The organism is Mucilaginibacter sabulilitoris (assembly GCF_034262375.1).
Lineage (GTDB): Bacteria > Bacteroidota > Bacteroidia > Sphingobacteriales > Sphingobacteriaceae > Mucilaginibacter > Mucilaginibacter sabulilitoris.
In genome coordinates, this window is the sequence record NZ_CP139558.1 from 1,331,632 (window position 1) to 1,354,637 (window position 23,006).

General features: G+C 43.0%; 19 protein-coding genes. 6 read left to right on the forward strand and 13 right to left on the reverse strand.

The features are described from left to right. Positions 1 to 565: 565 nt before the first annotated feature. The 4 genes from SNE25_RS05805 (at position 566) to SNE25_RS05820 (ending at position 7,688) form a co-directional block, all read left to right on the forward strand. Positions 566 to 2,209, forward strand: coding sequence for a tetratricopeptide repeat protein (locus SNE25_RS05805; RefSeq protein ID WP_321564149.1), 1,644 nt, complete (start codon positions 566 to 568; stop codon positions 2,207 to 2,209). Between the two features lie 246 nt (positions 2,210 to 2,455). Continuing rightward, on the forward strand, positions 2,456 to 5,221 hold the full coding sequence (locus tag SNE25_RS05810; RefSeq protein WP_321564150.1) for a TonB-dependent receptor: 2,766 nt from the start codon (positions 2,456 to 2,458) through the stop codon (positions 5,219 to 5,221). A 27-nt stretch (positions 5,222 to 5,248) separates the two neighbouring features. Then, positions 5,249 to 6,505, forward strand: a complete 1,257-nt coding sequence (locus SNE25_RS05815; RefSeq protein ID WP_321564151.1) for a right-handed parallel beta-helix repeat-containing protein — start codon at positions 5,249 to 5,251, stop codon at positions 6,503 to 6,505. A gap of 58 nt (positions 6,506 to 6,563) precedes the next feature. Continuing rightward, on the forward strand, positions 6,564 to 7,688 hold the full coding sequence (locus SNE25_RS05820) for a phytase (protein WP_321564152.1): 1,125 nt from the start codon (positions 6,564 to 6,566) through the stop codon (positions 7,686 to 7,688). Between the two features lie 76 nt (positions 7,689 to 7,764). On the opposite strand, the gene SNE25_RS05825 is transcribed toward SNE25_RS05820, so the two are convergent. The 7 genes from SNE25_RS05825 to SNE25_RS05855 form a co-directional block, all read right to left on the reverse strand. Then, positions 7,765 to 8,565, reverse strand: coding sequence for a DUF1223 domain-containing protein (locus tag SNE25_RS05825; protein ID WP_321564153.1), 801 nt, complete (start codon positions 8,563 to 8,565; stop codon positions 7,765 to 7,767). Between the two features lie 206 nt (positions 8,566 to 8,771). Further along, positions 8,772 to 9,533 carry a LytR/AlgR family response regulator transcription factor gene (locus tag SNE25_RS05830; RefSeq protein ID WP_321564154.1) on the reverse strand — a complete coding sequence of 254 codons (762 nt, stop codon included), beginning with the start codon at positions 9,531 to 9,533 and terminating at the stop codon, positions 8,772 to 8,774. Next, positions 9,514 to 10,533, reverse strand: coding sequence for a sensor histidine kinase (locus tag SNE25_RS05835; protein WP_321564155.1), 1,020 nt, complete (start codon positions 10,531 to 10,533; stop codon positions 9,514 to 9,516). The genes SNE25_RS05830 and SNE25_RS05835 overlap by 20 nt, the downstream gene beginning before the upstream one ends. A gap of 310 nt (positions 10,534 to 10,843) precedes the next feature. Then, complete coding sequence (locus SNE25_RS05840) at positions 10,844 to 11,077, reverse strand: hypothetical protein (protein ID WP_321564156.1); 234 nt, start codon at positions 11,075 to 11,077, stop codon at positions 10,844 to 10,846. A 95-nt stretch (positions 11,078 to 11,172) separates the two neighbouring features. Continuing rightward, positions 11,173 to 11,784 (reverse strand): hypothetical protein, encoded by a 612-nt coding sequence (locus tag SNE25_RS05845; RefSeq protein ID WP_321564157.1) that lies wholly within the window; start codon positions 11,782 to 11,784, stop codon positions 11,173 to 11,175. Positions 11,785 to 11,826: 42 nt separating this feature from the next. Continuing rightward, positions 11,827 to 12,453 carry a methylated-DNA--[protein]-cysteine S-methyltransferase gene (locus tag SNE25_RS05850; RefSeq protein WP_321564158.1) on the reverse strand — a complete coding sequence of 209 codons (627 nt, stop codon included), beginning with the start codon at positions 12,451 to 12,453 and terminating at the stop codon, positions 11,827 to 11,829. A 13-nt stretch (positions 12,454 to 12,466) separates the two neighbouring features. Next, positions 12,467 to 13,195: a 2OG-Fe(II) oxygenase gene (locus tag SNE25_RS05855; RefSeq protein WP_321564159.1), complete on the reverse strand. Its 729-nt coding sequence runs from the start codon at positions 13,193 to 13,195 to the stop codon at positions 12,467 to 12,469. 180 nt (positions 13,196 to 13,375) lie between these two features. Here SNE25_RS05855 and SNE25_RS05860 point away from each other — a divergent pair, with 180 nt between their 5' ends. Then, entirely contained in the window at positions 13,376 to 14,029 is a 654-nt protein-coding gene (locus SNE25_RS05860) for a methylated-DNA--[protein]-cysteine S-methyltransferase (RefSeq protein WP_321564160.1), read from the forward strand. A 33-nt stretch (positions 14,030 to 14,062) separates the two neighbouring features. Next, positions 14,063 to 14,914: a bifunctional helix-turn-helix domain-containing protein/methylated-DNA--[protein]-cysteine S-methyltransferase gene (locus tag SNE25_RS05865; protein ID WP_321564161.1), complete on the forward strand. Its 852-nt coding sequence runs from the start codon at positions 14,063 to 14,065 to the stop codon at positions 14,912 to 14,914. Positions 14,915 to 14,984: 70 nt separating this feature from the next. On the opposite strand, the gene SNE25_RS05870 is transcribed toward SNE25_RS05865, so the two are convergent. From SNE25_RS05870 to SNE25_RS05895, 6 genes are all read right to left on the reverse strand, one after another. Continuing rightward, positions 14,985 to 16,691, reverse strand: coding sequence for a sodium:solute symporter family transporter (locus SNE25_RS05870; RefSeq protein ID WP_321564162.1), 1,707 nt, complete (start codon positions 16,689 to 16,691; stop codon positions 14,985 to 14,987). A 92-nt stretch (positions 16,692 to 16,783) separates the two neighbouring features. Next, positions 16,784 to 18,274: an L-arabinose isomerase gene (gene araA, locus SNE25_RS05875; protein WP_321564163.1), complete on the reverse strand. Its 1,491-nt coding sequence runs from the start codon at positions 18,272 to 18,274 to the stop codon at positions 16,784 to 16,786. Between the two features lie 31 nt (positions 18,275 to 18,305). Then, complete coding sequence (locus SNE25_RS05880; RefSeq protein ID WP_321564164.1) at positions 18,306 to 19,676, reverse strand: glycoside hydrolase family 27 protein; 1,371 nt, start codon at positions 19,674 to 19,676, stop codon at positions 18,306 to 18,308. 12 nt (positions 19,677 to 19,688) lie between these two features. Beyond that, the gene (locus SNE25_RS05885) at positions 19,689 to 20,387 is read right to left on the reverse strand and encodes an L-ribulose-5-phosphate 4-epimerase (protein ID WP_321564165.1); all 699 of its coding nucleotides are present in this window, start codon (positions 20,385 to 20,387) and stop codon (positions 19,689 to 19,691) included. A 4-nt stretch (positions 20,388 to 20,391) separates the two neighbouring features. Continuing rightward, positions 20,392 to 22,095: a ribulokinase gene (locus tag SNE25_RS05890; RefSeq protein WP_321564166.1), complete on the reverse strand. Its 1,704-nt coding sequence runs from the start codon at positions 22,093 to 22,095 to the stop codon at positions 20,392 to 20,394. Between the two features lie 104 nt (positions 22,096 to 22,199). After that, positions 22,200 to 22,901, reverse strand: coding sequence for an NUDIX hydrolase (locus SNE25_RS05895; RefSeq protein ID WP_321564167.1), 702 nt, complete (start codon positions 22,899 to 22,901; stop codon positions 22,200 to 22,202). Between the last annotated feature and the right edge of the window lie 105 nt (positions 22,902 to 23,006).

Genomic DNA, 23,006 nt, shown 5'->3' on the forward strand with positions numbered 1-23,006 from the left:
CAGAAAATTACCCCAGATTAATTCTGTGCTGCATCTGTTCCGTTATGGTTATGAGATGAAATTTTTGTGTTAAGGTTTTTTATTCATCCGTACAAAAAAGTAAGTTTTTATATCACTCTTTGATACTTCAAATTTATTTAAATGGTATTCAATTAATAAAGCAACTCAGCAATTGAATGTGAAATTGTAAAACGCCTTTGAATACTTCACAATAGGTGTAAAGTTATTCACGCTTATTGTAAAGAATTGGCTAAAGTCAGGCGTGATACCAGGCGTGATCAAGTTCGAATTGTAAATATTACAGCTCTCTCCGGCTTACATCTTTTAGGAATATGACGAAATTTTATGCTTTGGCAAGAGTCTTCTGTGCCAAAACCTTTGGTTTGAACTTAATGTATGTTAAATAAAAGTTGGTTATTAATGATGTTTAAGTCAATTACTTAACATTAACATTACATTAAAATGTTTCCTTTGTTTGCTATTTGAAATTGGTTGGCTACCTGTATATTTTTATAATAATTAACGCTTTGTTTTAATGCTATGATCATTTGCTTAATTTTTATATATGAGTAATATCCCTGCCAAAACCACCCAATTGGTACTGTTACTACTTTTATTATTGCTGAACAACGCGGCTTTGGCCCAGGTAAATGAAACCCGCGAATTGCAGCAGTTGCAATCATCGGGTCAACAACATCCAGATTCAGCATTAATTGTTCTGAGAAAGATTCATGCCAGGGCCGTTCAGGATAATGATAACCTTGCAGCGGGAAGGAGTTTGCAACAAATGGGGCAGATATGCTTTAACCAGGGGCATTATGCCCAGGCCCTTGATTTTTATTTGCATGCCGATAAAATATTCGGACAGGAAGGGAACAGGGACCTGCTTGCCGAAAATATGAGTAAAATGGGGATCCTGTATTATTACAACAAGCAATCAGATAAATCATACCAACTATATAAAAAGGCCTTGTCGCTTTATAAGTCAACAGACAATAAGAAGGGTCAGGCAGAAGTATTTGGCGCTATCGGGCACCTGTACGAAAAGCATCATAAATACGACAGCTCTTTTTATTATCAGCATTTAGCACTAAAAACCTATAACCAGATAGGGGATAACTATGGTCAGGCCAAGATATATGAAAATTTAGGCAGCATTTATGAAGACCTGACAAGCTACGATTCTTCTTACACCTGTTTTAAAAGATCACTGGAGCTTTACCGTTTACACCATGATGAAGTGGCCAGTCTTGAGGTGATTAATAATATTGGCGACATTTTGCGTAAAACGGGTAAATATGAACAAGGCATACAGCAATCTCGCGTGGCTTATGCACTGTCATTAAAAACCAATAACCTGTATCAGCTTGCGGCTTCCAGCCGCGACATAGGCAAGGGTTACCAATTATTAAACCGGCTGGATAGCGCCTACCATTATCTTGAACTTAGCCGCAAATATTCGCTCGAGGTGTATTCAAGGGAAAGCCTCAAACAAACCGCTTTTTTGCAGGTGCTGTATGATATGGATAAAAAAAGCGATGAAATTATAAGGCTTAATAATATCCGTAAAACTAACCAGATAATTACGGTAGCGGTTATTACCATTGTATTATTACTCATCATTCTGGGCGTGGTTATCTTTAGCAGGCAGCGTTTAAAGATCAAAGACCAGCGTGTTTTGGCCGAACAAAATAATTCCATTTTTGAGGCGCAACGGGAGCTGATGGAACTTGAATTAAAGAATAAACAGCTTGAAGAGGAAAGCCTGAAACAACAGTTGGAGCTTAAAAGTAATGAACTATCCGCACATACCTTAAACCTCATTAAAAATAACCAGTTGCTGGAAAGCATGCGTAATACACTTCAGGACATGGTTAAGGATGATAAGCGTGACCAGAAAAAACAGATGCAGCAGATCATTCAGCAAATTAACCAGAATTTTAATCACGAGCAGCACTGGAAAGAGTTTACCGTTGCTTTTGAACAGGTTCATCAGCGTTTTTATGATAAACTGAAACAGCATAGCAATGATCTTACCTCAACAGATATAAGGCTCATTGCATTGCTTAAGGTTAATATGGATTCTAAAGATATTGCCGGCTTGTTGGGTATTTCTATAGACAGTTTGAGGGTTGCAAGGTATCGGCTACGTAAAAAACTCAACATTCAGCAGGGCGATAACCTCTCTACTTTCATTCAGGCCCTGTAATGCTAAAAAGCCTTTCAGGTGCTTAACATTTGCTTAATGTAACGGTAACGAAAGCATAATGGCGATTTTGATAATGTTTAAAATATTGTAAATCAATTACTTAATTAAATAAGTTGCTGTTGTATATACGCGGCTTGTAACGCTGTTTCCTTTTTGTAACGGCCAATATTCCTGGTGATAAGAGTTGTTTAAACACCTTTGCCCCGTCAAAAAAAAACAACTCACAATTGTATCAATCAGCAAACAATGAAGAAATATCTACAGACCTTATTATTCCTGCTGTTGTGTGCCACGGCAGCAAACGCAACAAAGCTTAAGGGCTATGTTTATGACCGTAAAACCGGCGAACCAATGGTGGGCGCCACGGTTAACCTCGATAATACTAAGAAAGCGACAACTACCGGTTTAGATGGCTCATTTGAGCTCAAAGATGTACCAAGGGGAAAACAGACCCTGCGTATTTCTTATGTGATGTATAAAACCGTTGCAAAGGAACTGGATATATTAAAGGAGGATAACCCTTCCGTAAAAATATATATGGAAGATGCCAGTACCGCCCTGCAGGAAGTTTCAATATCTGCAAAAAAGAATGGGTCGACAGAAAATACAGCCAGGCGTTTGGAGCAGCAGTCAACCCAGGTGATGAACGTTGTATCCGGAAGGGCTATAGAAATATCGCCAGATTTAACCGTGGCCAACGTTATAGCGCGTGTTTCGGGCGTATCTGTTGAAAGGAACAGCAATGGCGACGGGCAATACGCCATATTGAGGGGTATGGATAAACGCTATAACTATACATTGGTTAATGGCGTTAAAATACCAAGTCCCGATAACAAATACCGCTATGTGCCGCTTGATATATTCCCGTCAGACTTGTTAGCCAGGCTGGAGGTTTATAAAACCCTTACCCCTAACCTGGAAGGTGATGCCGTTGGCGGCGTTGTGAACATGGTGATGAAAGACGCTCCCGACCGTTTTGAAGTAAACGCCAACATTGCCGGAGGCTATAGCCAGTTATTTTTCGACCGCAAATTTATGAGTTATGATTATGGGTCAATAAACCACAAATCGCCTTCAGAAATTAATGGTAAAGCTTACCAGGCTACCCAGGCCGATTTTCCTAAGGGAACGCTGAACTATTCTTTAAAGCACCCCGCACCTAACGTGGTAGGCAGCTTGTCATTAGGTCAGCGCTTTTTTGATAGCAAGCTTGGCGTGCTTGTTGCGGGTAGTTATCAAAATACTTACCGGGGAAGCAATAGTGTATTCTTTGATTCAAAAGTTGCCAGTACGGATAAGTTCGCTTCTATTACCAGCAGGAGTGACCGGCAATATTCAGAGCAGCAAAAACGTTACGGCCTGTTCTCAAAAGTTGATTACGTAATCGACAGCCGCAACAAGCTAAGTTTATTTAATACCTATGTTAACCTTACCAATATTCAGGTTCGCGATGAGGTTTCTATTGATTTTGCCAATAGCTATCACCCAGATCCGGGACAGGCCCAGTTAGGTTACTCAACACGCAGCCGTTTAACAGAACAGCAAATTTACAATGGTATGCTGCGTGGCGATCATAAACTGTTTAATGATAAATTAAAGGTACAATGGTCGGCGGTTTATTCATCTGCCGAAAATGAAGTGCCTGATAATACTTCAATTTCCCTGAATGGTGTCCGCGAAAATTATATAAATACCCGTACCCTATTGAGTAATGGCACGCCGCTTAACTATCGTTGGGAACGTAACACCGACGAAGATAAAGCGGGTTACCTTGACCTTACCTATACAGCGCCAATTGCAGGAGTTAATGTTGATTTCTCTGCGGGTGGTTTATATCGTGATAAGGAACGCAGTGGTTTTTATAACAATTATTCATTAACCCCGGTTAACCCGAACGCTGTTTATGGTGTGGATTTTCAAAATTATACCGACCTCAATTTTACGGTAACAAATCCGGGGGGTGCAGTAAATAACCCATTAACTTACGATGCTTCTGAAAAGATTGGTGCAGGATATGGTATGTTTAAGTTTACTACGAAAACTGTACAGGTTGTGGGTGGCGCACGGGTTGAACATACCAACCAGGGATATAACCTGCTTTTCCCGCAGGGCGAATTACGTCCAAAGGGCAGCCAAGTGTATACCGATGTACTGCCAAGCTTAACCTTAAAGTACTTTTTTACGGATAAAGAGCAATTGCATGCTTCGTATTTCAGGTCAATTAATCGCCCGGGGTTTTATGAGATAGTGCCGAGCAAAGTAGTGAATGAGGAATATGAAGAACGCGGTAACCCGGATTTGAAACGCGCTATAGCCGATAACTTTGATTTAAGATATGAGCTTTTTCCAAATGCATCTACACAATTGTTATTAGGTGCATTCTATAAATCTATCAAAGACCCAATTGAGTATATTTTTAAACCAGATGCCACCCGTGGCCAGGATATTTATTATACACCAGGCAACTTTGGTACAGCGCACAATTACGGTGTTGAGCTCGATTTTATTAAGTTTATTAATAAGTTTGGTGTAAAAGCCAACTATACCTACACACATTCACGTATTACCACGCCAAAAGATTCGAGGTATATTGATGCCAACGGCGACTTGCAAACCAGGCTGGTAAATCAAACAAGACCGCTTTTTGGACAGTCAGAACATATTGCAAATATTTCCCTGCTTTATAAGGATACCAAAAAGGGCTGGGATGCACAGGTGTCCGGAGCTTACACAGGCCCACGTATTAATACAGTTTCGCAATTTTTAGATAACGATTTATGGCAGCAAGGTTTTATTCAGATGGATGCTTCTGTTGAAAAGAGATTTAAAAATAACCTGAGCGTATTTATTAAGGGCGGCAACTTGCTTAACACCCCAAGCAAGCTGTTTATAAAAGGCACCAACCCGGCCAATGCAAATGTTGCAGGGCTGGACGAATCTAACGGGCGTACCCTGATCCGCAGTGATTATTATGAACAAACTTACCTTATAGGTGTACGCTATAAACTTTAAAAACATTAATCATTATCAATTCATAACATGATGAACTTAAAACAAATATTTGCAGCTATGCTGATATCGGCTATCGCCTTTACCGGTTGCAGAAAAGCTAACCTCGATGTAGATACCAGCTCTAACGATGGCTCTGCTTTGGGCGAAATATCAGGTGTATGGGCAAAAGGCAGCACCCAGATTATTAAGGGTGATGTTATTATCCCCGAAGGAAAATCACTCACCATTGAAGAAGGTGTTACCGTATTAATGGATACCCTGGCTAAACCCGAATTTATAGTGAGGGGAAACTTGTACTCTTTAGGTACGGCCGAAAACCCGGTGAAATTTACCGTGAACGATGCTTATAAAACACCGGCTAAAAAGTTTGGTAAAATGTGGGGCGGTATATTGGCAGCTCCAACCTGCAGCGAACTGGTGCTTGACCATACTATTTTAGAGTACGGAGGTAATACTACTTCTGATGCCTCAACTTCGGTAAAACAAGGTTTATATAAGGCTACCGCCGGCGAAAACTTACCTGCGCTATGGTTTTCAAATGTAAACGGAAAGCTTATTGTAGTTAACTGTACAGTGCGGAATTTTCAGGAAGACTGTACTTATATTGAAGGTGGTAAAATCATTTTTGCCAACAATATATTTTATACTACTGGCGTAACAGGCGGCGAGGCCATGAACTTTAAATCGGGCTGTTTGGCCGATGTTGGCTTTAATATGGTGTACAGCACCAATACCAATGCCTTAAAGCTATCTAACTCCGGCGACCGTACCCCGCAGGCTTATATCATCGCCTATAACAATACCATGATCAATACCGGCTGGCGCAGACCATCGGCTAAAGGTGGTTCTATTTGGGTAGAAAATACCGTTCATGTTGATTTGTATAACAACCTGTTTGCCAATACCCGTTTCGGCATAAAAAGAGATACCAAAGCGCCGGAAGATAAGCGCTCCGTGATCAGCAATAACCTGTATTTTGGTTATGATCAAACCACGGTAAATCAGTTTCAGCCATCAAACGATATTGTAGCTGGTGTAAACGATATTATCAGTAACAAGGCTGGTGATAACGATCCTAAGTTCGTGAACTACCCTGAATCAACCCCGGTATTAAACCCCGATTTTGATCTTACCTGGGATTTTCATTTACAAGCCGGATCACCTGCTTTAGGCAAAGGCAAAACCAACTTTACAAGGCACCATGCGGCGGGTATAACGGTTAACGGAATAACCTATACTTCGCCGGAGCCTGCCAATTATATAGGGGCTTTTGGTACAAAGTAATTAACGCGACGTTCAATTAGCTCATCGCCCCTGTGTGGTGAGCTTTAACATATTATTAATGAGTAAACTAAACAATTTTTTATTTGCCCCATTGGCTATTGTACTGCTCAATACCGCCTGCGGCCAAAGCCAGGTGCGCGACGATAAACAACCCGCTGTGCCAGGTATCACGGCAACAGCTATAAAACCGGCTGTTATTACAGAACCGGTACTGTTTGACACCGACGATCCGGCCATTTGGATAAACCCCGCTAATCATGCGAAAAGTCTGATAATTGGTACCGACAAGAACAGCGAAGGTGCCCTGTATGTATTTGACCTGCAGGGGAAGATTATTAAAGATAAAGTAGTACGGGGACTAAAACGGCCAAACAACGTCGATTTAGCGTATGGCCTGATGTTAGGCGGCAAGCCCACAGATATTGCCATTACCACCGAGCGTATGACCCATAAACTGCGCATATACTCTTTGCCCGACATGAAACCTGTAGACAATGGTGGCATTGATGTATTTGTAGGCGAAACCGGTTTTGAATACCGCGATTTGATGGGGATATCCATTTATACCTCAAAAGCGGGTAAAATGTATGCCGTGGTTGGCCGTAAAAACGGCCCGAAAGATGGCGGATATTTATGGCAGTATTTATTACAGGATGATGGTACCGGCCACGTGAAAGCTACTTTGGTTCGTAAGTTTGGTAAATACAGCGGTAAAAAGGAAATTGAGTCAATTGCGGTTGATAACGAGCTGGGTTATATTTATTATTCGGACGAGCAGGTTGGTGTGCGCCAGTATTATGCCGATCCGGAGAAAGGCGACAAAGAGCTGGCCATATTTGGTACTACGGGCTTTAAGGCCGACCATGAAGGTATCTCCATTTATAAATTAACCCCAACCACCGGCTATATCCTGGTATCTGACCAGGGAGCTAATCGTTTTCAGATTTTTAGTCGCGAGGGCACAGCGAAAAATCCGTTTGACCATAAACTGGTGAAGATAGCCAATGTAGAAGCGCACGAAAGTGATGGCTCTGATGTAACAGCTACTCCGCTTAACGATACATTTAAACACGGTATTTTTGTGGTAATGTGTAACGATAAAACATTCCACTATTACCGTTGGGAAGATATAGCCGGCAAGGAGCTGAAAGTAAAAGCTGATAGCGCTAAATTACTACCCTAATAAATATATATACAAGGAAAACCCGCCAATTAAAACTGACGGGCTTCCTTATTTATTCTGGTTTCGCAACCGCGAGTTATAACGCAGCAGTTGACGTTGCGCTAAATTGAGCCTTTGTAGCGCTTAAAATTTCGCCATTGGTTTTGCTTTGTACAAACCCTACAACCTCCCAGCCTTGTGTATTAAAGCCTTGCGGAAGTTTAATAGTGCTTACACCTTTTTTCTCCGGTGTTAGTTTCACAGGGTACAGCCCACGTACTATTTGGGCATGTGTTAGGGTACGACCATCGTTTTCACCAGCCTTTACTTTGCTTACAGCAGATTTTTGTACTACGGCTAATAATAGCTTGTCAGTTGCTGAGCCGCTCGTTACCTGGTAATTTACAGTAAGCTTATCGCCGTTTTGCTGTGCCTGAAGTGTAATGTTGGCCGAAGGTGAGCCTGCCAATCCTTCGGCAATAGCGTTGCGAAGGGCACGTTCGTCTGATCCTACAGCTTCAGATTTTCCGTTTATGACTACCTGCGGGGTGTAAACCTGGGCGTTAAGGGTGTAGCTGTATTCTTTTTGACGCTTTGAATAGTCGGCATTGCTGAAAATGTCTTTCCATCCCAACTGGTTCCAATAATCAACATGGTAGGCCAGTACATAAACAGGTTTCCCCTGTGATTCTTTTTGAATTTTGGCCAGTAATTCATCAGCAGACGGGCAGCTTGAGCAGCCTTCTGATGTAAACAATTCTAATAGGGCAAATCCCTTTCCATTTATGGTTTGATCGGCACTTTTAACGGGTTCTGTTTTATGGTTGATGGCGGCTCCTGCTACAATTGCCAGCAGCATAGGACCGGCGCAAAGACTTAAAAATTTAATAGGTTTCATATTTTCTGATGTTTTATTTAATTCAAAAATACAGTCATTACAGTCCGGAAAACAGGTAAAAAGAGCTCAGGTAGACATAATAGGGGCCTAACCCGGCGTTTTTGAGCCCGGAATAATTAGACTATGAATAGATTAAGAAGCACAGAGGTGAACAGCCCGAAAAGCTGTACGGAGCTTTCCTGGCTGTTGCTAAATATGGGATAAGCTTACCTGTTCTCGAGCCAGTTTAAGAAGAGTGGAGATTTTTCTTTGTTGACAAGTAATTTGTCGGGCGTTGGAATAACCAGCTTTACATATAACTTCCGCATAAAATAATGTTCAACTTCTTTTACAGCGCTAAAATTGATCAGGTACTGCCTGTTTAACCGGAAGAACTGAGCAGGCGATAACAGGCCTGCAACCTGGTCGAGCGATTGGTTAATACTGTATTCCTGCTGATCAAAACACATGATAGAAGTACCCTCGTTCCTGATGTAAAAAAAAGCGATAGTATCTGTAGCTATGGTAATATACTTGTTGTGTTTAAATACAAGAAAGCTCTTTTTTCCGGCCGGAGGTGCAATTTGCGATAGTAAGCTATTAATATCAGGCATAACGCTCTGCTGGAAAAAGTTTTTGAGCTCATCTACCTTTTTAAAGGCTTCGGCTATATCATTTTTTGAAAACGGCTTAAGTATATAATCCACGCTGTTAGCTTTAAATGCCTCAAGCGAATACTCGTCAAACGCGGTACAAAATATAATAGGGCACGAAACTTTAACCGATTTAAAAATCTCGAAACATAAGCCATCAGCAAGCTGAATGTCCATGAATATTAAATCGGGCTGCTGTTGTTCAGAAAGATAACGTACAGAGCTTTCCACACTCTGGAGCTGTGCAGTAATTTTTGCCTGCGGTTTTATCTCTGATATGATATTCTGAAGTGACCTGGCTGCCTTTAATTCGTCTTCAATGATGATTATATTCATGTATTAGCGGGAGTTTTATTTTGAATATTTTATCGGTAGTTATAATTTCAGCTTTCTTGTTTAACAGGTGCATATAACGCAGGTCAATATTTTTAAGGCCTACACCTAAAGATGAGTCTTCAGTCTTTTTTAACTGTAGCTGGTTTTCAACAACTATGGAGTCATCCTCAGTATAAAGCTTTATATGTAACGGTCGCTCTAACGACACCACATTATGTTTGATGCAGTTTTCTATCAGTAACTGTAAAGTAAATGGCGGAATAAGTGTGCCGAGATATTCACTGTCAATGGTATTTGTAAAAGTAAAGCCATCCTCAAATCTTGCTTTCAGCAAAAAATTATAAGCATCTACAATTTCCAGTTCTTCTGATAAATGGATGAGGTCTAATTTACGGCTTTCTAATGTAAAACGATAGAAATTTGCGAGCTTCAAAATAAAGTCGACCGAGTTTTTATCATCGGTTTCAACCATGGCCTTCAGGGTATTAAGGCTATTGAACAAAAAGTGGGGGTTTATCTGCTGTTTGAGCAATTCATACTGTGCGCCCAGGTTATCAGATTTGATGCGCTCCAGCTCAATGTTAACCTGCTGGTTTTTATAATTCTGATACATGAGATGTATGAACATGTAAAAAACGAGGTTAATAAGTATACCCCTTACTTCAACCATTAACATCACCGGCCCGAAATTGATATGTGACAATATTAATTGCTGAATGGCCGCTAACGCCAGCATAACGCCCAGGCCCAGCACCAGGCTGGTTAATAGCCGGGAATACGAGAAACTTCTGTTTTTTTGTTTAGACGGGTTTCCTTGCAGTGTGTATATGTTATAGTACCATACAAACAACGCAAATAAAGCCGTGATTGCCGAGTTTACGGCGGCCTCCGCGGTATTAAAATGCCGTTCTGCTATTTGTGGCACAGAGGCAAGCAAGCCCAGGAAAATTGAACTGATCCATATAATTCCAGGAGAAATTCTGAAGGGTGTATCTTTCATTTAATTATAAATTACTTTCATGGAAATACAGATGGCATCCGGGCAAATATAAGGTAAATTCTAACCTGCCGGCATCCCCGGTACCATGCCAAAACTTTTTACTAAGCTATAATAAGCAGCGTACTCCCGGTACCTATTTATGGCTCAGTTAGACATTTATAAACTTAAAGCAGACGATGTACACTTTGAATAATACAACGGCATTTGCCAGTGCTAACTTCAAACTGTAAGGCATTAAAAAAACAAGGCTTCTACATTAATCAATGTAGAAGCCTTGTGCAGAACATTCAAGTTTGTAGCTGAATGCTATTTACTCTTTGTCTTTTTTGGCAGGTGGTTCGTCGTTATCGTAGTTTAAGGTATAAGACGATTCTGATGCCCTGAATGATTGGTTTAAAAGATCGGTGGGAGGCTCATCACTTTCCGGCGACGGTATTCTTTCTTCATCCAGACCATTTGAATGCACATCCTGCTGGCTTCGCTGATCGTCTTTGTCTCCGTCTTCGAGGTCGTCAAGAGGGAGTTCGTCTTCTGGGTTAATCATGGTAGTTAGTTTTAATTTTTAACTAAAGATACATCACAAAGTTGACAATCGACAACCGAAATTGTTTAATGCAATTACCCGTTCATTATTAAAAATCAAACCGCCATTTGAGGTATATAACCCTCACTGAACATATTTACAAAAGACCTGGGGGTAAGTACCGTCAACTTTTCTGCTTCGGGCAACACAATCGGGTTTCCATAACCTCCGGGGCTCCACAAAAACAATTGGTTTTGCTTAAACAGGTGGGGTTTGTCTTTGTATAACACGAGTGTACCGTCGGGAAGTGCTTTGGGATTTTCCTCATAAGTAACTTTTGATTTGTCGGCGGCAATCCTTTCCGATTGAAGGATGTCGTCTATCCTGGCTACCGGGGTTTTCATATCAAAACCATATTGCGGGTTACCCTTTAACCAAAATTCTTTAAAACGTATATGATCTGCGTACCGGCACTGAAAACAAGGGCGGTGCCCGGCTGAGAACGCGGTGGCCTCGTCTAAAAAGAAAAGCTCGGTCCAACGGTCGGGTGTCATCACTTTGCGGTAGCGCCCCCTGAATTCTAAAACGCAGGTGATCCACGCCTTTATTTTAAAAGGACGTATAATTTCTTTCTGCTCATTATGTATCACCCCTCTGTTCCCGAGCCACGCGCCGCGTTCGGGAGTTTTAATAATGTTGCCAAGTGGGTCAACTCTGTTTTGTAACATGATCTGTAAATTTAAACAATTGCCCGGCTTTATGTTTTTGCTTTACCGCTCATTGTCTTCATAAGCAAGCAGTTTTCTTTTTACCTCACTGCCCCAATAATAACGATCAAAACTGCCGTCAGACCGAACCGCGCGATGGCATGGTAAAATATAGCTTACCGGATTGGCGCCCACAGCTGTTCCGGTGGCCCGCGCATTCCGGACGCCATTAGCTAACGCCGCATAAGTAGTAATCCCGCCAAAAGGCACCAGGGTCAGTCTTTTCCATACATTTAACTGGAACGCGGTACCTTTTAAATGAAGATGTACCGGGAGGTTAAGCTCCGGACTATTTAAATGCGCCACGGCTTCCTTTATATATTCCGTTTCTTTCTCCGGAAAAATGCTCCCGGGAAATCTTCTTTTAAGATCGGCAAACGCAAATGTCCTATCGCCATTTGTAAAACCTAAAAAGCAGACTCCCTTTATTGTAGCCGCTATAAGTACTTCTCCAATTGTGGTATCTGCTGTTTTCCAGAATATCGGCAAAGCATTGTCTTCCGGTTCCCATTCTGTTATTGTAAAGGCATCATTGGTCAATTGCAATACGGTGTTATTAATGCGGTTTATAATAGCTGGCTTATTTAAAAGAGTATCCTCGTTTGCCGATTCATTCGATTTGTTTTTCATAGTAATTTCTGTATTAGCTAAGCGCATCATGAAATATAATGCCCAGGCTATGCCTATGCCCGCTATGCAGCGGACTTACACCGTGCTTCATATTAACCCTGTAGTATCCCTTGCTTCCCCTTACCGGCCGAAAGTTAGTAGTGAATAAAACCATGTCGCCCAAACCGGGTGTTAATACATTTGCTTTTGATTGCGCACGTGGTACCTGTTCGGTTATCACAAACTCGCCGCCGGTATAGTCGTGGTTTATTTGATCAAGCATAAAAACCATTTGTAAAGGAAAATATACTTCTCCATACAAATCCTGGTGCAAGGTGTTAAACCCGCCTTCAGCATATTGCAATATCAATACGGTAGGTTTTGTTTGCCCTGCTGCATGGCTCAGGTTTTTCATCTCTTCATGGGCAGGGGGAAATTGCTTATCGATCCCAAGTTCCTGCATCCATTTGTTGGCAACCGGTGCAATTTGAGGGTAAATACTTTCCCTTAAATTGGTAATGATAGTCGGCAAAGGGTATTTATAATATTTGTACTCCCCGCTTCCAAACCGATAGCGCTCCATGTTTATTGTTTTCCGGTATTCATCGGCATTATAATCTTTAATCAGGGTATCGCATTCCTCTTTATTCAAAACGTTTTTAACAATTACAAAACCCTTGTCATGTAAGGTCTTTGTAATTTCCTGCCAGTTAAGGTTGTCTATACGTTGTTTAATAGTTAAAGCCCGTTGTGTTTCCATCATTCAAAAGTTTAGTTCAAAATTAATGGCGGCCGAACGGTTACAAACCCGTTTCTTGCTATGTTGCATTATGGTTTATAATCTTCATAAAGTGCTGAGTAGTATATTTAAAGTCAGCAAGAAACGGGTTTAAACGAGGCAATTAGTAAGATAATTTTGTAGTGTAACAAAAAGGAATAAATCATGAAAGCTCAATTAAATTTATTTAGTAACGGTTTAACCGGCACAGATAACAGTTCAGCAATTTTAGATAAGGCTGTATTGAAGGAGCGTATTAAAAACACTCATTTTCAATCTGCCCATCCATCGTTTATCATAGTAAAATGGGAGGCTGGCGATGAGCTATTGCCCATGTATTATACAATTGAAGAAACACCACTGGGCGAGGTTTTAATAGCCGCTACTTCAAAGGGTATAACTTATCTGGGGTTTATTGTTAAGGATGAAACCAAAGCTATAGCCGATGTAAAAAAGCGCTTCCCCGAAAGTAATTTAATGGCAGGCAGTACAGATTGGCATATCGCAGCAATAAACCGGATAGAAAATCCCGAAACCGAACAGCCATTACATTTGCATTTAAAAGGTACCGAATACCAGTTAAGCATTTGGGAAAAGCTGTTGTTGATCCCTTTCGGCGGGGTTACAAACTACAAAATGTTAGGTGATGGTAATCCCGATTCGCGGGAGATTGGCGCAGCCGTAGGAGCGAATCCGGTTGGTTATTTGATCCCTTGCCACCGGGTTATCCGGGCCGATGGTAATTTTTATGGCTTTTTCTGGGGAAATAAGGTTAAAGCTCATTTATTAACTTATGAGGCCGTATGTGCTGTCAATTAAAAAATATAAATTACCGATACATAGCAGAACGTTATGAAAACGCAACAGGAAATAGATTATAACAGAATAGCGGAGGCGATTAGTTTCTTCAGGGAAAACTTTAAATCGCAGCCAAGCCTTGATGATGTTGCCGAACACGTGCACCTCAGCCCATTTCATTTTCAACGTATGTTTTTGGAATGGGCCGGGGTAACGCCAAAGCAATTTCTCCAGTACCTGAGCATAGAACATGCTAAGGAAATATTAAAAAACACCAATTCGAACCTTTTTGAAACGGCCTTTGAAACTGGTTTATCAGGTACCGGCAGGCTGCACGACCTGTTTATCAAGGTTGAGGGGATGACACCCGGCGAATATAAAAACGGCGGCTCGTCGCTTCAAATCAATTATTCGTTTGCCGATACGCCATTTGGTAAGGTGATCGTAGCGTCTACCAATAAAGGGATATGCCACATGGCGTTTGTTGACGAGGGTGAAGAATTGGCCCTGGAAAAATTGAAGGCAAATTATCCAAACGCAGCTTACAGCCAGCTTGTGGACAGGATACAGCAAAATGCCCTGTTTATTTTTACGCAGGACTGGAGCCGTCTGGATGAAATAAAACTGCACCTAAAAGGCACCGACTTTCAGATAAAGGTATGGGAAACGTTATTAAAAGTGCCGCCGGGCGGACTTACCACCTATGGCGACCTTGCCAAAAAAGCAGGCTTTGAAAAAGCATCAAGAGCGGTTGGAACCAGCGTTGGGAACAATCCCGTAGCATTCCTGATACCCTGTCACCGGGTTATCAAATCAACCGGCGAAATTGGGCAGTATCATTGGGGATCTGCACGCAAAAATGCCATTATTGGCTGGGAAGCAGCTTTGCAACGAAAGGCTTCTTAATGCCTGAAAAGAAAAAACGCGTAAGGAATTTTCCTTACGCGTTTGGTCTACTATTTATAAATGTTTTCTGTTACCAGAACCTCACATAAAGCGCCGTGAGCAGTAATAAGGTAACTATAATTAAAGCCAGTGTTGAAGGTTCAACCTTAAACATGCTTTTGTCGAGTACAAAGGCTTTGGGGTTAATTTTCGGTCCGGCAAAACTTACAATTACGATGGCTATTATGGTGAACAGGAACGACAGTCCCATACAGATCAGGAACGGTATTTCGTAACCACCATGCCCGTTAGGGAAAGCGGTGTATAGCCAGGTTTCGTGCCCGAATATTTTAGGAGCGTAATTATTGAACAATACCGACATGGCAAACCCGGTTACGATACCCACAATGGCTGCTGCCCCGGTTGTACGTTTCCAGAAAAAGCCCAGTATAAATATGGCAAATATACCCGGGCTGATAAAACCGGTGTACTTTTGAATAAAGGTGAAGCCACCCTCGCCGCCTATACCTAAAAGATCTTTCCAGGTTAGTAATATAGATAGCACCATGGCTGCCACAATAACAAACTTGCCCATTAATACCATGCCTTTTTCATCAGCATCCTTTTTAATGTATTTTTTGTATATGTCCATAGTAAATATGGTAGATATACTATTGGCCTTGCCAGCCAGCGAGGCCACAATAGCCGCCGTTAAGGCTGCTATGGAAAGACCTTTTAAACCGTTTGGCAAAAAGCCAAGTACAGCCGAGTAGGCATTATCTGGATTTAAATGACCACCAGCGTTCATTTCCTGTTGCAGGCCACCGTTTTTATATAAAACATAAGCGGCTACGCCCGGCAGTATCACAATAATAGGCATGGCCAGTTTCATTAAACCGGCAAATAATATCCCGGTGCGGGCTGTTTTCAAATCGGAACCCAAGGCCCTTTGGGTGATGTATTGGTTACAACCCCAGTAATTTAAATTTACTATCCATTGCCCGGCAAAATACATGGCAATCCCTGGCAGCAACAGGTACTTATCAATATCGGCCTGTGATGCATTTGGGCCTGGTTTGGCCAATATCATTTTAAAATGCTCCGGCGAATCTTTAAGCATAGCTGTAAAACCGGCTAACGCGTTTTTACCTAAACCAAAATGCTCACTCACCAGTGTTAAGGCAATATAGGTGGTCGCTAAACCACCAATTACCAGTACCAGCACTTGTATAACATCGGTAAAGCCAATTACCTTCATGCCACCAAGCGCTATAACCAGCGCGAAAACGGAAAGCGCGATAATTATCCAATGGAAAGTGTTAGGGTCGCCACCGGCCAGGCTATTAATGGCCAGCGCTCCCAGGAACAGTATCGAAGTCAGGTTTACAAATACATATAAAAACAACCAGAAAATGGCCATGATCAAACTAACCGCCTGATTGTACCGCGTTTCCAGGAACTGGGGCATGGTAAATATCTTATTTTTAAGATATACCGGGATAAACCAAACCGCCACAATAATGAGCGCAATGGCAGCTATCCATTCATATGCAGCAACGGCAATACCTACCGTAAAACCCTGGCCGCTGGCACCGATAAATTGCTCAGCCGAAATATTGGAAGCGATAAGTGACGCGCCTATTGCCCACCAGGTAAGCGAACCTTCGGCCAAAAAGAAATCATGGCTGCCGGATACCCCCGCCTTTTTTTTGCGATTGTATACCCAATAGCCATATCCTGCTACTACAAAAAAATAGATAACGAATATGACGTAATCAATGGTGGAAAACTTACTCATAATGTGGTTTTAATTAATTTATTGCGGGTTAAAAATAAATTTACCCAGCGGCTTAAATTCCCATCATGCCGCCGGGTGAATTTTAGAAGGGTCTATCTGTAAGCAGCATCGTTCCAGCGTATCTCATTGCGGAACTGGTCTATCCTGGTGTCTTTTCCTATGCGTAAAAACTCAATACCGGCCATGTCTGCAAAATCCTGCAGGTGTTCTGCTGTCAGGTTTTGGCTGTAAGCGGTGTGGTGTGCCCCACCGGCATAAATCCAGGCAGCGCAGCCGGTTTTCATATCAGGATAAGGTTTCCATAATACCCTTGCTACAGGCAGTTTAGGCAGGTCGTTTTGCGGTTCAACGGCCTCAACCTCATTTATAAGCAGGCGGAAACGGTTGCCCATATCAACAATGGAGGCATTAAGCGCAGCACCACCGGCTACATTAAAAACCAAACGGGCCGGATCGGCCTTGCCGCCAATACCCAGAGGATGTACTTCTAACGAAGCCTTACCGTTTGCTAAAGAAGCGTCAACCTCCAGCATGTGCGAACCTAATACCAAGGCGTTATTGGGATCAAAGTGATAGGTATAATCTTCCATAAAAGCGTTGCCGCCTTTTAAGCCTGAGCCCATTACTTTAAGCGCGCGTACCAAAGCAGCCGTTTTCCAGTCGCCTTCACCTGCAAAGCCATAGCCGTCGGCCATCAGGCGCTGTGAGGCAATACCCGGCAATTGAGCCATGCCATGCAGATCTTCAAACGTATCTGAAAAACCTTTAAAGCCGCCATCTTTTAAAAATTTGCGCATGCCCAATTCAATTTTGGCAGCCTCATAGACTGATGAATGTTTTGCTCCGCCTCTCTTAAGCTCATCGGCCATGGTGTAGGTAGCTTCATATTCATCTACCAGGGCGTTAACATCGGCTTCGCTTACGGCGTTGATAATCGCAACAAGATCGCCGATGCCATAGGTATTTACGGAGAACCCAAATTTTAGTTCGGCTTCTACCTTATCACCATCGGTAACGGCTACAAAACGCATGTTATCGCCGAAACGGGCAAACTTGGCGCCCTGCCAGTCGTACCAGCCGGCGGCGGCACGTGTCCAGGTTTCTATCTGGCTCAACACTTCAGGATCTTGCCAGTGGCCAACAACTACCTTACGGTTGATGCGCATACGCGATACCATGAACCCAAACTCACGATCGCCGTGGGCGCTTTGGGTAAGGTTCATAAAGTCCATATCAATAGAGCTCCATGGAATATCGCGGTTAAATTGCGTATGCAGGTGCAGCATTGGCTTTTTAAGGATGCTCAGACCGCGAATCCACATTTTGGCCGGCGAAAATGTGTGCATCCAAGTAATAATACCAATGCAGTTTTCTGCAACGTTGGCTTGCTGCAGGGTTGTATATATTTCGTCGGTGCTTTTAACCACCGGTTTGTAAACGATGCGTACGGGAATTTTTCCGGAATTGTCAAGCCCGGCGGTTATTTGCTGTGAGTGTTCAGCTACTTGTTTTAATGTTTCTTCGCCGTACAGATCCTGGCTTCCGGTAATGAACCAAACTTCAAATGTTTTTAAATCGATCATGTATATTAATTATTGATTTTGTGATTAGTTATTAGTTTGCGGGCGACAGCCTGAACAGCGCCGCGCCATGTATATTAATATTTTGCTGATAATTTGTTTTGTAAGCACCGATATCCTGTTTCTTCCACAGGTCGCGCACTTTTATTTTGCCCTTTAAACCCAATGCCGCCAAATCGACGGATACATTTTGTGCTTTCTCACCTATGTTGAAGAGTGCCACATATAGATCTTTGCTTCCCTGCACGTGCGAATACCAAACCATAGCGCCATCTTTTTTGTATAGCTGGCGTGGGTTTTCGCCGTTTTGGTTGGTGGCAAGCACTTCGTTGTTGGTAAACAGCTTTAATTCCAGCTCGCGGTTTTCGGGTAGGTTGCCGCCCAGCATCAGGGGCGAGCGATAGATACACCAAAAGGTCATGTGGGTATAAAGTTCATCTTCGGTAAAGCGGCTGTAGCGTTCAACGCCAACCGGGCCGCGTTTTGACAGCTTGCCTATTTGTATCATATCGCAATCGGGCCAGTGGCCGGGGCCACCTACGCCTTCCCAGCTTTTAGCATAATCAAACATGTGCAGCACTTCTTTCCAGTTGTCCCAGAAATCATCGGCCATGCGCCACATATTGGCATATTTGGTGGCATGTGCTGCCTGGCTAACCGGAGTTTCGCCGGGCGAAAGGCTAAATGCTACAGGCCTGCCGCATTGGTCAATTGCTTTTTTATAACCTTCCACTTCGGCAGCGCTGTATGGGCGGGAAAGGTCATCAACTTTAATAAAATCAACACCCCATGAGGCATAAAGCTCCAATAACGAGTTCAGGTATTCCTGGGCGCCCGGCTTTTTCATATCCAGCCCGTACATGTGGTTCATCCATGGGCAGGTAGAATTTGTGTCGGCAATCATATCGGCAGTAATACCGCTAACCCCTTTTACCGGCGACTTAGCCCACACGGCCTGCCTCGGGATGCCCCGCATAACATGGATGCCGAATTTTAAACCTTGAGCATGCACATAATCGGCAAGCGGTTTAAAGCCGTTACCGCCAAATGCCGAAGGGAATTTATTGGGTTGAGGTGTTAAACGGCCCCATTTATCCATAGTTAACCAGGGTATATAAGAGCCATCCTGTAACCTTTTTTGAAATGGGTTGCCAATATTACTGCCCTGCGGATTATCATACGACCATAAAAAATCAACCACGATGTATTGCCATCCGTATGGTTTCAGATATTTTGCCATGTAATCGGCATTGGCCTTTACCTCATCTTCATGCACCGCCGAGCCAAAGCAGTTATAACTGTTCCAGCCCATAGGGGGAGTGTTGGCTACAGCGGTGTTTTGTGCTGATGCAGTAATGTTCGAGAAAATGCAGGCGGCCAGTACAATCAGGTAACGTAATTTCATGCTGATAAATATTTATTGACCGTAATAAGAGTTAGGACCATGTTTGCGCTCATAGTGTTTTTTAATAAGTGAATCCTTTAAACGCGGCGCGCTGTTGTTGATTTGTTCGGTGAGGTAGGCCATTTGTGCAACAGCTTCCAGAACGGCACTGTTATACACAGCTTTTTCGGCTGTTTTGCCCCAGGTAAACGGCGCGTGGTTGCCTACTAAAACCATTTCTACCTCGCGATAATCAATGCCCTGCTCTTTAAAGCAATCCATGATCTGGAAACCGGTCTGGTATTCGTAATCACCTTCAATCATCCTGTCGTCCATAGGTGGTGCGCAAGGGATATCCGCGGTTAAGTGATCGGCATGGGTGGTGCCGAAAATGGGTATGCAGCGCTGGGATTGTGCCCAGGCCGTAGCATAGGTTGAATGGGTATGTACAATGCCATTGATATGCTCCCAACTTTTATATAACACCGCGTGTGTAAGCGTATCCGACGACGGCCTAAGATCGCCCTCGATGGTTTTGCCGTTAAAATCCACGATCACCATTTTCTCTGGCGTTAATTCATCATAAGGCACACCGCTTGGCTTGATTGCAAAAACGCCCAGTTCCCTGTCGGCAGCGCTCACGTTACCAAAAGTGAACAGCACCAGGCCCAGTTTTGGCAATTGCATATTGGCCTCGTAAGCCGTTTGTTTTATATGTTGATACTTGCTCATCACATTAAATATTTTGAAATTCTTCCGCTTTGGTTTTTGCTACCTGCCCGGCTACAAATTCGCCGAGCGTTTTATATTGCTCATAGCGGTTGCTGTAAACTTCTTTAAGGTTGATGTTGGGATAATACTCTTCGTCAAAACCGCGACCCATAGCTGCCATGGCTTCTTCAATTGTAGGATAAATACCGGCCACTACTGCGGCAAACATGGCTGCACCCAAAGCGCAGGTATGTTTAAACTGATGGATGCGGATAGGCATGCCCAGCACATCGGCCATCATTTGCATTACAAAAGGCGATTTTTTGGCTACCCCGCCAATGCCAATGATCCCTTTTACCGGGATACCCTCTGAAATGAATCTGTCTACAATGCTTTTGGCGCCAAAACAAGTAGCCTCTGCCAGCGCGCGGAAAACGCGCGGGGCATCGCTGCCTAAGCTAAGTCCGCTGATGGCGCCTTTAAGTTCCTGGTTGGCATCGGGTGTACGGCGGCCGTTAAACCAATCCATAGCCAGTTCATTAGCTTCGTCAACTGGTAGCAACGCTGCCTGGCGGCTGAGTTCGGGAATAACAAGTTCGGCCATTTCAGCTTTCAGGGCTTTGGCAGTAGTCGCGTCAATTATTTTTGATTGTGAGAGCAACTGGTTAACCGGCCATGAAATAAGGTTTCTGAACCAGGCGTAGGTATCGCCAAATGCCGATTGCCCGGCCTCTAAACCTACCATGCCGGGTATAACCGAACCATTCACCTGCCCGCAAATACCGCGAACAAGGGTATCTTTCATGGCTGCAGTCGGAGCAACCAATATATCGCAGGTAGAAGTGCCCATTACCTTACTTAAATGATAAGGCTCTATTTGCCCGCCCACGGCGCCCATGTGAGCGTCGAAGGCGCCTGTGCCTACCACTACATCGGTGGGCAGGCCTAAACGTTGCGCCCATTCGGTGCTTATGGTGCCTGCCGCTTCATCGGCAGTGTGAGTATCTTTATATAATTTGTCGGTAAAACCTTTTAACAAAGGATCAAGCGAAGAAAAGAAATCATCGGGTGGTAAGCCATCGAATTCTTCGGCCCAAAGGGCCTTGTGCCCGGCAGAGCAGCGGCCGCGTTTTATAGCTTTAACATCAGTGCCGCCGGTTAACAGGAAGGGGATCCAGTCGCAATGTTCTACCCAGGATGCAGCGGCATTTCTAACGGTTTCATCAACCCTTAAAACATGCAGCAGCTTGGCCCAAAACCATTCTGACGAATAGATGCCGCCTACGTATTTCAAATAATTGGTATCGAATTTTGTGGCGTGCTCGTTGATTTGGGCCGCTTCTTTAACCGAAGTGTGATCTTTCCAGAGCACAAACATGGCATTGGGATTGGTTTCAAAGCCGGGGGTTAAAGCAAGGGGTGTACCGCTGCCGTCAACCGCTACCGGGGTAGAACCTGTAGTATCAACCGATAGGCCTTTAATGAAAGCGGCTACATCGGCTCCGGCCTGGGCAATGCAATCCTTAATAGTTGCCTCCAGCCCGTCGATATAGTCCTGCGGATGCTGCCTGAACTGGTTTTGCGGAGGCTCACAAAATAAGCCATCGCGCCAGCGCGGGTATTCGTAAACCGACGAGGCTATTTCTTCGCCATTTAAAGCATTAACAATAACGGAGCGCACAGAATCTGATCCATAGTCAACCCCAATAACAAATTGGCCCTTACTCATAAAAGTTTATAATGATTGTCAAAAGAACACTTAATTTTTTACAAAAAACAATATTTTATGAAAAATATTTAAAATCGTTCATCAAAAATTTAAGAAAGCTGAAATTACAGGGTATCCGGGTTAGGGATAAAGTTCATAAACGCCTGGAATTTAGCGTAATAATTTTGCATGTTGAGCTGGTAATAATATGCGCCCCGTTTAGATCCAGCTTTATCTTTATCGGCCAGTTTAATGAGTAAACCGGTGGCTAATACCCTTTTACTAAAGTTGCGCTTGTCAATGGTGGTATTAAATACGCATTCGTAAAGGGTTTGCAACTGGGGAATGGTAAACTTTGTAGGCAGCAGCTCAAAAAGTATAGGGTGCATAGCCGCTTTATAACGGATGCGTTTGCGGGCCTGGTCAAGCATTTCCTGCTGGTCAAATATCAGTTTGGGAGTACGTTTCAGCTGGAACCATTCGGCCTGGTAATCGGAGCTTATTTGTGTTTGATATTTTTGAATATCGATGAGGGCAAAATAGGCGACTGATACTGTACGTTCCATCGGATCGCGCTGAGGATCACCATAAGTATACAATTGTTCGAGGTAAACACCTTCAAGTCCGGTTAGTTGTTTAAGAATACGGTTTGCGGACTGATCCAGGCTTTCGTCCGCCTGTACAAAACCACCCATCAGGCTCCAGTTTCCTTTTTCAGGCTGGAAACCTCTCTTAATGAGCAATAGCTTTAAAACTTCTCCGTCAAATCCAAAAATTATGCAATCTACAGCCAGCAATAACCTGGTTTGTTTAGAATACTTGAGCATTTTATACCCTTAAAATTATGATGAAAAACAAATATAGAATAACATTTGATGTAAGTATAAAGAAAAGAAACAGCAAAAAAAAAATAAAACGCCATGTCTGAGATC

Coding starts and splice junctions, on each gene's coding strand:
- SNE25_RS05835 (WP_321564155.1), bottom strand. CDS start 10,533: ATGAAAGATACACCCTTCAGAATTTCTCCTGGAATTATATGGATCAGT.
- SNE25_RS05845 (WP_321564157.1), bottom strand. CDS start 11,784: ATGTTACAAAACAGAGTTGACCCACTTGGCAACATTATTAAAACTCCC.
- SNE25_RS05870 (WP_321564162.1), bottom strand. CDS start 16,691: ATGAGTAAGTTTTCCACCATTGATTACGTCATATTCGTTATCTATTTT.
- SNE25_RS05825 (WP_321564153.1), bottom strand. CDS start 8,565: ATGAAACCTATTAAATTTTTAAGTCTTTGCGCCGGTCCTATGCTGCTG.
- SNE25_RS05820 (WP_321564152.1), top strand. CDS start 6,564: ATGAGTAAACTAAACAATTTTTTATTTGCCCCATTGGCTATTGTACTG.
- SNE25_RS05815 (WP_321564151.1), top strand. CDS start 5,249: ATGATGAACTTAAAACAAATATTTGCAGCTATGCTGATATCGGCTATC.
- araA (WP_321564163.1), bottom strand. CDS start 18,274: ATGATCGATTTAAAAACATTTGAAGTTTGGTTCATTACCGGAAGCCAG.
- SNE25_RS05810 (WP_321564150.1), top strand. CDS start 2,456: ATGAAGAAATATCTACAGACCTTATTATTCCTGCTGTTGTGTGCCACG.
- SNE25_RS05850 (WP_321564158.1), bottom strand. CDS start 12,453: ATGAAAAACAAATCGAATGAATCGGCAAACGAGGATACTCTTTTAAAT.
- SNE25_RS05885 (WP_321564165.1), bottom strand. CDS start 20,387: ATGAGCAAGTATCAACATATAAAACAAACGGCTTACGAGGCCAATATG.
- SNE25_RS05895 (WP_321564167.1), bottom strand. CDS start 22,901: ATGCTCAAGTATTCTAAACAAACCAGGTTATTGCTGGCTGTAGATTGC.
- SNE25_RS05805 (WP_321564149.1), top strand. CDS start 566: ATGAGTAATATCCCTGCCAAAACCACCCAATTGGTACTGTTACTACTT.
- SNE25_RS05830 (WP_321564154.1), bottom strand. CDS start 9,533: ATGAATATAATCATCATTGAAGACGAATTAAAGGCAGCCAGGTCACTT.
- SNE25_RS05860 (WP_321564160.1), top strand. CDS start 13,376: ATGAAAGCTCAATTAAATTTATTTAGTAACGGTTTAACCGGCACAGAT.
- SNE25_RS05880 (WP_321564164.1), bottom strand. CDS start 19,676: ATGAAATTACGTTACCTGATTGTACTGGCCGCCTGCATTTTCTCGAAC.
- SNE25_RS05855 (WP_321564159.1), bottom strand. CDS start 13,195: ATGATGGAAACACAACGGGCTTTAACTATTAAACAACGTATAGACAAC.
- SNE25_RS05840 (WP_321564156.1), bottom strand. CDS start 11,077: ATGATTAACCCAGAAGACGAACTCCCTCTTGACGACCTCGAAGACGGA.
- SNE25_RS05865 (WP_321564161.1), top strand. CDS start 14,063: ATGAAAACGCAACAGGAAATAGATTATAACAGAATAGCGGAGGCGATT.
- SNE25_RS05890 (WP_321564166.1), bottom strand. CDS start 22,095: ATGAGTAAGGGCCAATTTGTTATTGGGGTTGACTATGGATCAGATTCT.